Annotated in this window: 20 protein-coding genes; 18 read left to right on the top strand and 2 right to left on the bottom strand. The window is 49.7% G+C overall.

The genetic code is table 11. From position 1 onward, the window contains the following. Positions 1-14: 14 nt before the first annotated feature. Positions 15-329, top strand: coding sequence for a hypothetical protein (locus tag ACTQY5_RS02630; protein WP_441368768.1), 315 nt, complete (start codon positions 15-17; stop codon positions 327-329). Here the strand turns inward: ACTQY5_RS02630 and ACTQY5_RS02625 are convergent. Beyond that, the gene (locus ACTQY5_RS02625; RefSeq protein ID WP_337543022.1) at positions 289-840 is read right to left on the bottom strand and encodes a DUF2441 domain-containing protein; all 552 of its coding nucleotides are present in this window, start codon (positions 838-840) and stop codon (positions 289-291) included. The two genes, ACTQY5_RS02630 and ACTQY5_RS02625, sit on opposite strands and share 41 nt — an antisense overlap. A gap of 175 nt (positions 841-1,015) precedes the next feature. Between ACTQY5_RS02625 and ACTQY5_RS02620 the strand changes: the two genes are divergently transcribed. The 6 genes from ACTQY5_RS02620 to ACTQY5_RS02595 all read left to right on the top strand — a co-directional run bounded on the left by ACTQY5_RS02620 (position 1,016) and on the right by ACTQY5_RS02595 (position 3,506). Further along, positions 1,016-1,357: a hypothetical protein gene (locus ACTQY5_RS02620; protein WP_441368767.1), complete on the top strand. Its 342-nt coding sequence runs from the start codon at positions 1,016-1,018 to the stop codon at positions 1,355-1,357. Between the two features lie 129 nt (positions 1,358-1,486). Beyond that, positions 1,487-1,729 carry a hypothetical protein gene (locus ACTQY5_RS02615; protein ID WP_441368766.1) on the top strand — a complete coding sequence of 81 codons (243 nt, stop codon included), beginning with the start codon at positions 1,487-1,489 and terminating at the stop codon, positions 1,727-1,729. Continuing rightward, positions 1,726-1,950, top strand: a complete 225-nt coding sequence (locus ACTQY5_RS02610; protein ID WP_441368765.1) for a hypothetical protein — start codon at positions 1,726-1,728, stop codon at positions 1,948-1,950. The genes ACTQY5_RS02615 and ACTQY5_RS02610 overlap by 4 nt, the downstream gene beginning before the upstream one ends. Positions 1,951-2,128: 178 nt before the next feature. Then, positions 2,129-2,527: a DUF3310 domain-containing protein gene (locus ACTQY5_RS02605; protein WP_441368764.1), complete on the top strand. Its 399-nt coding sequence runs from the start codon at positions 2,129-2,131 to the stop codon at positions 2,525-2,527. 16 nt (positions 2,528-2,543) lie between these two features. Further along, a complete protein-coding gene (locus ACTQY5_RS02600) occupies positions 2,544-3,077 on the top strand; it encodes a hypothetical protein (RefSeq protein ID WP_441368763.1) in 534 nt (177 codons plus the stop codon). 231 nt (positions 3,078-3,308) lie between these two features. Continuing rightward, on the top strand, positions 3,309-3,506 hold the full coding sequence (locus ACTQY5_RS02595; RefSeq protein ID WP_441368762.1) for a hypothetical protein: 198 nt from the start codon (positions 3,309-3,311) through the stop codon (positions 3,504-3,506). On the opposite strand, the gene ACTQY5_RS02590 is transcribed toward ACTQY5_RS02595, so the two are convergent. Further along, positions 3,469-3,849, bottom strand: a complete 381-nt coding sequence (locus tag ACTQY5_RS02590; protein WP_441368761.1) for a DUF2513 domain-containing protein — start codon at positions 3,847-3,849, stop codon at positions 3,469-3,471. The two genes, ACTQY5_RS02595 and ACTQY5_RS02590, sit on opposite strands and share 38 nt — an antisense overlap. 52 nt (positions 3,850-3,901) lie before the next feature. On the opposite strand from ACTQY5_RS02590, the gene ACTQY5_RS02585 reads away from it, so the two are divergent. From ACTQY5_RS02585 to ACTQY5_RS02535, 11 genes are all read left to right on the top strand, one after another. After that, positions 3,902-4,363, top strand: a complete 462-nt coding sequence (locus ACTQY5_RS02585; RefSeq protein ID WP_441368760.1) for a terminase small subunit — start codon at positions 3,902-3,904, stop codon at positions 4,361-4,363. Further along, positions 4,356-5,609 carry a PBSX family phage terminase large subunit gene (locus ACTQY5_RS02580; protein WP_281739203.1) on the top strand — a complete coding sequence of 418 codons (1,254 nt, stop codon included), beginning with the start codon at positions 4,356-4,358 and terminating at the stop codon, positions 5,607-5,609. Before ACTQY5_RS02585 ends, ACTQY5_RS02580 begins: the two co-directional genes overlap by 8 nt. 4 nt (positions 5,610-5,613) lie before the next feature. Then, a complete protein-coding gene (locus tag ACTQY5_RS02575) occupies positions 5,614-7,041 on the top strand; it encodes a phage portal protein (RefSeq protein ID WP_281739202.1) in 1,428 nt (475 codons plus the stop codon). Further along, entirely contained in the window at positions 7,034-7,201 is a 168-nt protein-coding gene (locus tag ACTQY5_RS02570; RefSeq protein WP_441074169.1) for a hypothetical protein, read from the top strand. The genes ACTQY5_RS02575 and ACTQY5_RS02570 overlap by 8 nt, the downstream gene beginning before the upstream one ends. A 56-nt stretch (positions 7,202-7,257) precedes the next feature. After that, entirely contained in the window at positions 7,258-7,878 is a 621-nt protein-coding gene (locus tag ACTQY5_RS02565) for a phage scaffolding protein (protein WP_441368759.1), read from the top strand. A gap of 13 nt (positions 7,879-7,891) precedes the next feature. Next, complete coding sequence (locus ACTQY5_RS02560; protein WP_441368758.1) at positions 7,892-8,860, top strand: major capsid protein; 969 nt, start codon at positions 7,892-7,894, stop codon at positions 8,858-8,860. Between the two features lie 15 nt (positions 8,861-8,875). Further along, entirely contained in the window at positions 8,876-10,675 is a 1,800-nt protein-coding gene (locus tag ACTQY5_RS02555) for a minor capsid protein (protein ID WP_441368757.1), read from the top strand. Between the two features lie 244 nt (positions 10,676-10,919). Continuing rightward, entirely contained in the window at positions 10,920-11,300 is a 381-nt protein-coding gene (locus ACTQY5_RS02550; protein WP_441368756.1) for a hypothetical protein, read from the top strand. Further along, positions 11,297-11,665, top strand: a complete 369-nt coding sequence (locus tag ACTQY5_RS02545) for a hypothetical protein (RefSeq protein WP_441074179.1) — start codon at positions 11,297-11,299, stop codon at positions 11,663-11,665. The genes ACTQY5_RS02550 and ACTQY5_RS02545 overlap by 4 nt, the downstream gene beginning before the upstream one ends. Continuing rightward, the gene (locus tag ACTQY5_RS02540) at positions 11,666-12,040 is read left to right on the top strand and encodes an HK97 gp10 family phage protein (protein WP_441074181.1); all 375 of its coding nucleotides are present in this window, start codon (positions 11,666-11,668) and stop codon (positions 12,038-12,040) included. Between the two features lie 5 nt (positions 12,041-12,045). Beyond that, positions 12,046-12,519, top strand: coding sequence for a phage tail terminator family protein (locus tag ACTQY5_RS02535; RefSeq protein WP_441368755.1), 474 nt, complete (start codon positions 12,046-12,048; stop codon positions 12,517-12,519). The last annotated feature ends 12 nt before the right edge of the window (positions 12,520-12,531 follow it).

Raw genomic sequence — 12,531 nt, 5'->3', positions numbered from 1 at the left:
AGGAGGAATGAAAAATGGCTTTTGAAGAAATGGGAACTATTGTAAATCAAAATCAGGAACACGAAACTCAGGAAACAAAACCAACTTTTGGCAATGGGAAAGTTACTTCGCTGGAATTGGAGTCTGGAATTAAAAGAATCAACGGATTGGTATCGGCGAGAAACGATGTTGCTAACGGAAAAGAACTGACAGAAATCCCTACGATGTTGCAAGAAAAATATGATGACCTGAATACCCTTATTACTCAGATCATCATATTGGAAGCTGCTTATATCGGCAGAGAATGTTTCACCTTAACTCCGGATGACTTGAAAATATATCATCCGTAACTGGACCATAATCTTTTATCACGAAAACTTCACCTTGAAAAAGGACTTCTTCGTGGATGCAAGATTTGGAAACCCATTCTCCTGACCAATATTTCACAGCATCTTCCCTGTATGTTGGAAGGAAACCGAACCTTGGCGTTAAAAAGGCATCATCAGCTACATGAATGTTTCCTGTACATGAAAGCTTATAAAGATGCTTCTCGGGTGAAAGTTCTTCCCTCCAATATGTTACTTTGTCCATTAAAGAGTCTGCTCGAAGCAACCAAAGACAGGTCTTCCGAGATGGCAAAGAAGGGAAGCTTGCCAGACGGATATCTTCAAAAATTCGTTCCCTAGCATACAGTTGATATTCTTTTAACAATTCAACACACTGGTTCCATCCTATAGCTCCGGTATATCCGAAGTTATCAAAGCTTTTGAAGAATGGATTCACTTTTTTCCCTATAACTTCTCGTTGTCCTTCTTTAAAAGTTCCAATGTGATAAAAGATTTCGTCTTTTACTTGATCCAAAATATTCACCTCCCTTCTCCTGGTCATTATACCAGAAAGAAAGGTGGAAGGAAGAAAGGAGTGATCTGTATGGAGTGCTTGACATGTTCTGTTAAAGAGGCAGCCAAGATCCTGGGAGTATCGCAAGATTATATCCGGAAACTAAAAATGGTTTACGAAAGGAGGAAGACGCCTAATGGTCAACGGAAAGAAAAAGGGAAAGAACGGGGAACTGGAAGTGGTTCGGCTTTGCCGGGCACAGGGCTATGAAGCCAGGCGCTCTGCTCAGTATTGTGGGAACAACGAAGAGGGCGCAGCTGATGTGGTGGGGTTGCCCGGCATCCACATCGAGGTCAAGCGGGTAGAACACCTGAACCTGGACGATGCTCTGGCCCAGGCTTCCAGAGACGCAGTGAAGACTACTGGAAACATCCCGGCTGTGTTCCACCGGAAAAACGGGACCAGCTGGAAGGTGACTATGGGAGCCGATGACTGGTTCCGGCTCTACCGGGAATGGGAAGCGGGAGGGAAGCCATGAATCAATGCTGGAAATGGATGCCCATAATAGCTGCAGCAGCCGTTGCGCTGCTTGTCCTATGGTTTATCATTATGGACTTTCTGGTCCTTTTCCTTTTGTTTGGCGGAAAATGAAGGAGGCGCTGTCATAATGGAACAGGGAATCAGGATCCCCGGCGTGAGCCGTCAGGAGCTGAAGCGTATCAAGGCCATGAGCCTGCCAGCGTTCCGCTTCTGGCTGCTTGAGTATAGCAGCCAGATCTACAACCTGGGCATCAGTGATTGTCGGGATGCCCTGAGGGCGGAGTTCGGGTTCGGGGACGTCCGGCTTAAGAGAATGACTGACCATATTGCAAAGGTTATGACTGAATTTGCAAAGGAGGAAAATAAATGAATGATACCCTTCTGGAAATCAAAGCCAAATTTCAAAACATCAGCAATGAATTGGGGACTGCGGAAGCAGAGTTTGCCTATCTGTCTATGAAAATCAACCCAACGGCCACCAGGAGCCAGGAACATGACGTGCTAGTCCAGGCACTGGACCGGATCAGTAAGCTGCGGGAACGGTTGAAAAATGAGGAGAATGTCATCTCAAGGGAGTTGAGCTGCTTATGAGTGAAAACCCTTACAAGCTGAGCTATGTGGGTACTTTCCACCAGTGTGCCAACTGCCAATTGACCTACTTCGAAGGTACTACAGGAAAATGGCCCTGGAGGATTTACTACATGCGCCAGGTAAAAAGATTCTGCACCTACCGGTGCATGCGGGATTTTATGAGGAGGAACCATATCCGATGAACACTGAACAGGAACGCTGTATGAAATGTGACTACTGTGACCTTGAAGATTACTTCTGGGACGGCAAGAGGCTCTGCGTACTCTATCGCTGTCGGATTTATCGGGACACCATCCAGAAGGCTGCGGCCAAATGTCCCTACCATCTCAAGATGAAAAAGCCCATGGGAGATTTAATCCGGCACCCGGACCACTACACTTTCAGGGGCAGGGAAGCTATCGAAGCCGTCCGGATCATGACGGGGAAATCTGAAGGCCAGGCTGCCTACCTAGAAGGCTGTGCCGTGAAGTATCTTTACCGGTATCCTCGTAAAAACGGGAAGCAGGATTTGGACAAAGCCATCCAGTGTATCAAGATGCTGCGGGATTATTTGTACGGCAAAGAAGACAAAAAATAGGAGGTGTAATCCCCGGATGGTACAGGAGAAATATCGAAAGAGAATCAAGTATGCCCTGGAATGCAGCTATGAACTGCAGGCCAATCTGGAGATCCTCAAGGAGGAAATCATCCAGGATACGGCTGCACTCCATACTATCCCGGGACCGAAAACAACCAGATATGGCCCTGACAGTGAAAGTGGCGGAGGTTCAAAGGCCAGCCCGGAAGAAGCATTCTGCCTGCGCCAGGAGGAACTGGAAACCCGGCTGGAAGCCAAAAAGGCAAGGTTTTATGATCAGCAGCTACTGATGGAAAGGGTAGACAAAGGGCTACAGCGGATGCCGGGCGACTATGCCAGGATTCTTCGGTGGAAGAGCGGATACAAGACCCGCCGGCTGACCTGGGTACAGATCGCCAACCGGCTGGGGGAAGATGATTCCAGCTACTGCCGGAGAAAGTACAGTAAAGCCCTGGACATTTTAACGGGAATCGTTTACGGGGCAGAGGCTTCTCCCATTCAGGGAGTCTTGGAATTGGATACCAGCGAGGAACAGGGAGAGATTTTGTAGTTCCACATTTCGACAGAAATCGACAGAAATACCACTTTTAACATGGTACAATAGTAGTGTGAAAGTTTGGGGGCAGTAGACTTGAAATCTGCCGAGCTCCTGCACTTCCTACTCAAAGCCTCCTGAGATACCTATCTGGGAGGAAAGGGGCCGCCTCTGGCCCCTTTTCCATATGTTTATTGAAGACGTCCGTCAGGGCGTCTTTTTTATTTCCTTGACGGGAGAGATGGAATGATGGACAAAATGAAAGCAGAGCAATGGCTGACAGCCAAATGCTCCGGTAAACGAATTGGCATTCTGCTGGATATGAGTGAAGCTATAGCCAGATATCCATTGGTTGATGATGAACTGAGGAAACAATACGAGAAACTGCAAACTCTCATCCTGGAAATCATTGAAGCTGAAGGTAAGAAGATAGGGAAGATTTGATGACTGCTTTGGCAACGGTGGAGACAACATCCAGGGCGGCGTTTGTCCCTATCTTGGTCAGAGTATCTTTGGTTTTTAACCATATCGATTTGTCACGGATATCTCCCAGAAAGTCACACCCATTATTGGTCAGCCAATAAATCCGGTATTCCGGCAACATGCTACCCATAACGTCAATCTGGGATGCTTCTATCATTCCTGCCTCATACATGAGATGGAGATTGTAGCGTAATTCTTTTTCATTGTCAGTTAAATCTTTAAAGTCATCTGCATAGAACGAGTCCTTGTCAGAAGCTTCAATCCTGAGCATAATCTGGCGGATGAGATCTAAATTCCTTTTCATAACATGCACATCCTTTCTGTGCCAATTATACCAACACAAAGGTGGTGATGTAATGGCTCATAAGTTAACTGAAAAACAGACCAGATTTGTGGACTATTACATTGAAACCGGTGGGAATGCCACGGAAGCAGCAAGGATGGCAGGGTATTCGAAAAAGACTGCTGAAGCAATTGGATTGGAGAACCTAGGAAAACCTAGGATTAAAGCCGCCATTGACGCCCGCCTGGCCGAATTGAAGAGCCAGCGGACTGCCGACGCTACAGAAGTGCTGGAGTACTTGACTTCCGTCATGAGAGGCCAGCAGGAAGATGAAACCATTGTGGTGGAGGGTGTCGGAGACGGGTGCAGCGAAGCCAGACGTATGAGCATCAAGGTGGCTACCCGAGACCGGAACAAGGCAGCAGAATTGCTGGGCCGGGTCTACGGGATTTATAACGACAAGCTGAAGCTGGAAAACGCTCCTGTGCCAGTGATTGTCGATGATATCGACGAAGGAGGCGGCAGCCATGAGTGAAACCGCGCATGTCAGTCTGTCCAGCCTTCTGGCTCCCTCCTTCTATGGCCTGCATAGGGCAGTGAAACACCATGATTACACCCATTACTGGCTGAAAGGTGGACGTGGCAGCACAAAGTCTTCTTTCATCTCTGTAGAAATCATCCTTCAGATGATGCAGCACCCCAATGTAAACGGAGTGGCGTTCCGGAAGGTGGGAAACACGGCCCGGAACTCCATCTATGAACAGCTGCTCTGGGCCATCCAGCAGCTGGGAGTAGCAGCTTACTGGAAAAAGACCTTTTCACCCTTGGAACTGACCTATCTGCCTACTGGGCAAAAAATCCTGTTCCGGGGCCTGGATGAAGAGAACAAAGGGAAATCCATCAAGTGTTCTAACGGCTATTTCGGCATTGTGTGGTTCGAAGAGCTGGCGGAATTCAACGGGCCTTCGGAAATCGACACCACCCTGCGGTCCCTGCTCCGGGGCGGGCCAGAATACTGGGTTTTCTATAGCTACAACCCGCCAAAATCCAGGGATTCCTGGGTGAACCAGGATGTGCTGATGGATACTCCGGACCGGATTGTCCATACTTCTTCTTACCTGGATGTTCCCAGGGAATGGCTGGGAGAACAGTTCTTCCTGGAAGCGGAAAAGTTAAAGCTGAAGAATGAAACCCTCTACAGGCATGTTTACCTGGGAGAAGTGACCGGTACCGGTGGGGCTGTGTTCGACAATGTGGAAGCCATGACGATGACAGCGGAACAGATCAGCCAGTTTGATCGCCGATATTTCGGCTTGGACTTTGGCTTTGCCGTGGACCCTCTGGCATTCGTGGCCATGCACTACGACGCTAAGCACGAAGATCTGTACATTTTCGATGAAATCTACCAGCAGAAGCTGACCAACCGGAATGCAGCGGAACTGATTAACCGGAAGTACCCTGCTGTGAGAGTCCTGGGAGACTCTGCAGAGCCGAAAAGCATTTATGAGATGCGGGAGTACGGGGCCAATGTAAACGGGGCTAGGAAGGGCCCTGACAGCGTCAGATTCGGTATCAACTGGCTCCAGTCCCGGGCACATATCTATATAGACCGGAACCGCTGTCCCAATGCCTGGCGGGAATTCAGCGGCTATGAATATGAAAGAAACCGGGACGGGCAGTTCATTAATGCCTTTCCGGACAAGAACAACCACGCCATCGATGCGGTGCGTTACGGGCTCCAGCCCTGCATGCCTCATGGCCGGGCCAGGATACTGAGGTGATTCTATGAACATCGAAGCTGCCAAACAGCTCATCAAAAAATATACAGCCGGGCATGCTGCTTTCATTGCCCAGGCTATGACGGCAAGGCGGTATTACCTGGTCAACAACGATATCCTGTATACTCCCAAAAAGAAGAAGCAGGAAGTCAGGAACGGGGAATCAGCCATGGAGAACCCGCTGCGGAATGCGGATAACCGGATTCCTTTTTCTTTTTACCAGCTGCTGGTGAATCAGAAAGCATCTTACATGTTCACGGCACCGCCCCTCTTTGATGTGAAAGACGAAGGGGCCAATGAACAGATTGTTATGGATCTAGGAGATGCTTACAAGAAAAAATGCATGGAACTATGCGTCAACGCCTGCAATGCCGGGATAGGCTGGGTCCACTACTGGAAAGGGCCTGACAGTGAATTCCACTGGGGTGTGGTTCCTTCGGAAGAGGTGATCCCGGTATGGTCTTCTGATTTGGACCATAGTCTGGTTGCCTGTCTGCGAGCTTACCAGGATATTGACGAAGATGGCCACATGTGGGACCTGTACGAAATCTGGGATGACCGGCAGTGCCAGACCTATCGGAAAAGGAATGATGAAGGACTGGACAGTTTAGTCCCCTGGGCACGGTTTGCTACCGGGGCTTTCCTGATCGACCTGCCGGATGGTGATGCCAATGTGTTTAATCACGATCTCGGCCGGGTACCATTTATTCCCTTCCAGAACAACAGCCATGCCACCAGCGACCTGGCCCAGGTCAAAAAGCTGATCGACTGCTATGACCGGGTATTTTCTGGGTTCCTCAATGACCTGGAAGATATCCAGGAAGTGATCTTCGTCTTGACCAATTACGGTGGGGAAGACCTGGGGAAATTCCTGAAAGATCTGAAGTACTACAAAGCCATCAGCCTGGAAGATGGTGGTACTGGTTCCGGTGGCAACGTATCCACCCTGACCATCAATATCCCGGTAGAAGCCCGGGACAAGATGCTGGAAATCACTCGGAAGGCTATCTTCAGCATGGGACAGGGTGTGGATCCGGAGCAGCAGGGCATGGACAAGACTTCCGGCGAGGCTATGAAGTTCCTGTATGCTCTCCTGGAGCTGAAAGCCGGTATGACGGAAACGGAATTCTCTTTGAGCTTCAACGAGCTAATCCGAGCTATCCTCCGGTTCCATGGAAAAGAGAACCTGTCCCGGACCCAGGGCGGGATCATCCAGACCTGGACCCGGACGGCCATCCGGAACGATGCAGAACTGGTGGATATGTGTGCTAAATCAGAAGGAATCGTAAGCCGGAAAACGCTCTTGAAAAACCATCCTTTTGTAGAAGATGTTTCCGATGAAGAAAAAGAGCTGGAAGCTGAAGAGAAAGCCCAGAATGACAAACTGGATCCTTATGATGATTTGAAGGACGAAGGAGGTGATGGAAATGCTTAAACTGCTGCTGGCTTACATTGAGCAATTTGGAGCGGATTTCCCGATTTCCAAAGTCAAGGACCGGAATGAGTATGAAATCTGCCGGATGGTCCAGGAATGCCTGGAAACCAACAAAGCCTATGGAGTGACGGAAACCGCGGCTGCGGAAACCGGAAAATAAGCTGAAATCCCCTCTCGAGGCAGGTGAACCTCGGTAAAAACCGGAAGGAGATATCTATGAACATTGAAGAATTGCTGAGACAGCTGGGCATTGCGGAAGAACAGATGGAAACCGCCAGGGATCATGTGAAAAGCTTCCTGGACGGGGCTTATATCCCAAAGTCCCGTTTCAACGAAGTGAATGAGAAAAATAAAGACCTGGCAGCTCAAATCGCTGACCGGGACAAACAGCTGACCACCCTGAAAAAGGCAGTGGGAGACAACGAACAGCTGAAAGCTCAGATCGAAGAACTCCAGAAAGCCAACAAGGAACAGAAGGAAGCCGCGGACGCGCGGCTCAAGGATCTCCAGATGGACAGTGCCATCAAGCTGGCCCTGGGAGATTCTGCCCAGGATCTGGATATTGTTTCCGGCCTGATCAAACGTGATGCCATCGTCCTGGGAGAAGACGGAAAAGTCTCCGGCCTGAAGGAACAGGTGGAAACCCTCATGAAAGAGAAACCCTTCCTGTTCAAACAGGAAAAAACGAAACCTTACCAGCCCCATGGCGGTACGGGTCCGCAGGTTGACAATCCCTTTGCCAAAGAGACCTTCAACCTGACGAAACAAGGCCAAATGCTGAGAGAAAACCCCGAACAAGCCCGGGAAATGGCCGCCGCGGCCGGGGTAAAGATTTAAGGAGGAATGATTTATGCCTGGTACGACTCTTGCGGACGTTATCGTCCCTGAACTGTTTACCCCTTATGTGATCAACCATACGGCAGAACGCTCTGCCCTGTTCCAGTCCGGTATCATCCAGCGGACTGCGGAATTCGACGCCCTGGCCAGTGAAGCAGCCCGGACTCACAATATGCCTTTCTTCGAAGATCTGAATGGCGATGCCCAGAACATCGTGGAAGGCACGAAAATCGAACAGAACAAAATTACATCCAACAAAGATGTATCCACCACCATCATGCGGCAGAACGCATGGAGCGCCACCAACTTATCCGGCGCCCTGGCTGGATCTGATCCTATGGCAGCTATTGGGAACCTGGTGGCAGATTACTGGGCCCGCCAGTACCAAAAAGAACTGCTGGCTATCCTGGCTGGCGTATTCGCCTCCACTTCCATGAAGAGCCATGTGCTGGATCTGTCTAGCGGTACCGGCAAGGCGGCCAACATCTCTGCTTCTGCCTTTATTGACGGCTTGCAGCTGATGGGAGATGCCCAGGACCGGCTGACGGCGGTAGCCATGCATTCCGCTACCAAAGCCTACCTGAAGAAGCAGAACTTGATCGTAACGGAACGGGATTCCAACTCTGTGGAATTCGATACCTACCAGGACCGTCGGGTGATCGTGGATGATGGCTGCCCTGTGGCAGATGGCGTTTATACTACTTATCTCTTTGGCCAGGGTGCCATTGCTTTCGGGGAAGGGACTCCTGTGGACTTTGTGCAGACGGAAGTGGATCGGGATCCGAACCTGGGCGCTGGCGTCAATATCCTGTACAACCGCCATGCCTTCATCATGCATCCCCGGGGCGTTGCCTGGACCAATAAGGCCCGCGCCGCTGTAGAATCTCCTACCCGGGAAGAACTGGCCAACGGGACCAACTGGAACCTGGTATACGAACCGAAGCAGGTGCGCCTGGCAGCCATTAAACACAAACTGGGCTGATGGGAGTGATTCTGGATGAACAGCGAAAAGTACTGGGCCAGGCGGGCCGATGCAAGGGAACGGGCCTGGCACAAGAAGTCCCAAGAGACCATTGAAAAAGAACTGGCCCGGTACTATGCTAGGTCGCTGGCTGAAATCCAGAAAGATATCCAGGCCCTTTACGGACGATTCGCTGCTGACAATCATCTGAGTCAGGTGGAAGCCAGGAAACTTCTCCAGGGGCAGGAATTCCGGGAATGGCGCTACACTATCCAGGAGTATGTAAAACAGATCAATGCCGGGAATACTGGGCTCCTGAAGGAGCTCAACACTCTGGCCATGCGCAGCCGGATCAGCCGGCTGGACAAACTGTATTCAGATACGGTGATGGAGCTGGACAGCCTGGGCCGGAAAACCAGTGCTTCCATGAGAAAGTTCCTTTCTGACGCCTACAAAGACAACTATTTCCAGAGCTGCTATGAGATCGGCCGGAAGGTGGGATTAAAATCCCCCCGGGTGGTGGTCTCCCGAAAAAGCCTGGAAGATGTGCTGCGAGACCGTTGGAGCGGAAAGAACTATTCGGAGCGGATCTGGAAGAACCAGAAACTGCTGGGGCAGACCCTAAAGCAGGAGATGGTTACTGCCGTGCACCGGGGAGAATCTGTGGAAGCCATTTCCAAACGGATTGCCCAGCGCATGAACGTGGCATCGAAAAACGCCACCAGGCTGGTGCGGACGGAGCTTAACTATGTAGAGAACCGCGCTGCACTGGAAAGCATCAAAGATGCCGGCATGGATTACTACCGGTTCATTGCCACCCTGGACAACCGTACAACGCCGATTTGCCGGGAACATGATGGACGTATCGTGAGCGTGGAAGAAGCCTCTCCTGGGGATAATTTGCCGCCCCTGCACCCCAACTGCCGGTCTACCATAGCTGGCAGCCTGTACGGTCCGGAAGACGGGCACAAACAGGAAGGCAAGCGGATTGCCAGGAACGAAAAAGGCCGGAACTACTATGTGCCTGCGGACATGAATTATAAACAATGGCATGAAAAGTATGTGGTGAAAGCCCAGGCTCTCCCCAAGAATCCTCATGCCGGCAAGGCTGTTCTGGTGGATATCACACCGGAAAGCAATGGCGGAGATACGGTGAAGGTGTATGAAGGGGAGAAGATTCCACATAAGCTGGCTTCTGGCAGTAAACTGAAGGATCCTATTCACTTTAATCTTACTGATCCAAGGTATTTACCTGTGGAAAAACCTGATGACGTTGAACGTGTGAAAAAATACGTGAAAGATGTTATGAAGGTCAATACTTTCGAGGCCAAGGCATTAAAAAATGCTGATGTGATTGAACCTTTCTTGAAATACTTTCAAGAGGTAAATGAATCCTATGGTAATAACGGAGGATTAAATAAGATTAGTGTGTTGGATTTAGGATTTTCTGACTTTGCGGAAGTTAATGGGCGACATTTGATTTTGAATGCTGTTTACTTTAATTCTAAAGGCCTGGCCAATGATGTGATCAAAGCGTTTATACAGCGGGGGATTTTACCACGAAAAGCAAATCTAAAATATATTGCAGCACATGAATGGGCTCATTTAATGACTCAAGATATTATAGATTTTGATCGTAAATCTAAATTTTGGATATTCTATAAACGAAACTTAGACAAAGCTATATGCAGTACATCTATATTAGATGCATATGAGTTTGCTGCTGATGCATTGGCTGCATATGTAACAAGTATTCGTTGTAGTTACAGCATAAAAGTGGTAAGATATTTTCAGGGAAAGGGGGTATTGAAATGTTTCGATTTGCCAAATGTATGACTTGTAAGCATTACCATACAAAAGCAAAATGGAAGAATGACATACCCATTTTTACTTGCGATGCCTTTCCAACAAGAATTCCTTTCGAGATTTTTGCTGAAGAAGTAAGCCATGATAAGCAATATCCTGGTGACCATGGAATTCGGTATGAACCCGCTAATCCAGATGCCAAATAAGACCAAATAAGCAAGCACCTAGCAGAAATGCCTGGTGCTTTTTTCATGCCTGAAATGAGGTGATATTTATGACTACGTTCCTGGAACCAGCCGCTGCGGAAGCAGAAATCCAGAGCAATGTGGCTACCATCCGTGGAAAACCTGCGGAAGGAGCGGATGCCGCCCGGCTGCTGCTGTATGCCAAATATTTTGTGGCGGAAGTCCTGGATTACTGCAACCGGGATGATTTCCCCCAGGCCCTGTGTATGACAGGAGCCGAAATTATCGGCCGGTGGTTGGATGATCTGGAAAACGGGGGCCGTTCTGCGCTGAAATCCATCAAACAGGACGATACGGAATACCAGTTTGCCGTGGCTGATGCTTCTCAGGCCGGCAGTACGCTGGAAAGTGATCTGGCGGCACTGCGTCCCCGACTGAACCTGTATCGTAAACTGAGGTGGCCTCAATGACCCCGCCCTGGTCCCGGTGCCGGAAACTGCTGGCACGGTATATGTATAAGGACCGGGTCACAGTAACCCGGCAGGTGAATGCAGTAGATGAAGACGGGGCTGATACATATGAACTGCAGGACGTCTATAAAGATGTACCCTGCAAGCTGAGCCAGTACGGCAAGGAACTGCAGAGCGGGCAGGAAGCCAGGGCCTTCACCATGAGCAATGATCTGCGGCTGTGCGTGGATCCGGATATCAAGATCCTGCCAAACGACATTCTGACCATTACCCATGAGGGAGACCAGTTCCAGCTGAATGCGGCAAAGCCTTTCCCTTACCCTGACCATGTGGAAATCAGCGCAAGGCGGAAGGAGGAAACCTGAATGGGAATCCATTTTTCCAGCTTCGACAAATTCAGCGACAAACTGGAAACCATCACGAACCAGGGTCTGGATGTGGTAAATCGCTTCCTGGACCAGGAGGCAGAGGTCATCAAGGGCCGGGTGCAGGACAATACACCGGTAAGAAAAGTGAATGGGGGCCATCTTCGTGCTGGCTGGCATCATACGCCAGCTTCTGGCGGGCAGTGCCAGATCTATAACAATGTGGACTATGCAGCCCATGTGGAATATGGCCACCGGACCCGGAATGGAGGATTTGTGAAAGGCAGAAAAATGCTCCACCGGGGCATGCTTCAATCCGGAAAAGCTTTTGAAGCTGACTGCGCTGCCATTTATAAGAAACTGCTGGGAGGCTGATGCCTTTGATTGCTCTGCGATCCATCAAGGCCGCCATAACGGCCAAACTGAAAACCAAATATCCCAACTGTGAGGTGCGTTTCGACAATGTGGAAAAGTCGGATAATGTACCTTATTTTTATGTGGAATTCACCACCAGTATTCACCAAACACTGGACGAAACCTACACGGACAGGACCATCCAGGTGGATGTGACTTACATCCATCCCAAGGATGCCAAAGGCCGGGTGAACCGTTCAGCAGTATTTGATGTGGGGGATGATCTGGACACTCTGTTCCGGCCCGTACTTCAGGTGGGAGACCGGTACATTACCATCCTGTCCGCAGAAAGAACCATGGTGGATGATGTGCTGCATTATATCTTTGACCTGCAGTTTACAGATGCCTGGACTGACGAAGAGGTTGGAAAAATCCGTGGTGAACTGATGCAGTCCCTGGAGCTTCAGCTAAACAGGGCTGATCTGACTGAACGAGAATAAAGGAGGAATGAC

The sequence above is a fragment of the Acidaminococcus sp. HCP3S3_H5 genome (genome assembly GCF_052122235.1).
Lineage (GTDB): Bacteria > Bacillota > Negativicutes > Acidaminococcales > Acidaminococcaceae > Acidaminococcus.
The sequence above is the reverse complement of the archived record's forward strand: the minus strand, read 5'-3'. Positions and strand labels throughout refer to the sequence as shown.